Source organism: Parendozoicomonas verongulae (assembly GCF_009711465.1).
Lineage (GTDB): Bacteria > Pseudomonadota > Gammaproteobacteria > Pseudomonadales > Endozoicomonadaceae > Sansalvadorimonas > Sansalvadorimonas verongulae.
Genome location: NZ_SMME01000155.1, coordinates 1 through 225, shown reverse-complemented (window position 1 = coordinate 225; position 225 = coordinate 1). Strand labels below are relative to the sequence as shown.

Below are 225 nucleotides of genomic sequence, written 5' to 3'. Positions count from 1 at the left end.
AACGCTTTGTGGCATCCGTCCTGATCACAGGCAAAGGGTCTGTCTCCTGTGTGGACGCGCTTGTGTCTGGTGAGAGCACTGGATCGGGCAAAGCGCTTGTTGCACTCGTTAAAGTCACAGACAAAGGGCTTGTCCTCTGTGTCGGATCTTAGCGTGTACATACCATAGAAATCCGAAGGCCTGTCATCGTCAGTCTGAACCTGAAGCTCTTTGTCATGGTCACGT

The 225-nt window shown here is 52.0% G+C and carries 1 protein-coding gene; it reads right to left on the bottom strand.

Translation table 11 applies throughout. From position 1 onward, the window contains the following. A partial coding sequence (locus E1189_RS22080; protein ID WP_230459797.1) for a C2H2-type zinc finger protein occupies positions 1–225 on the bottom strand: 225 nt, incomplete at both ends.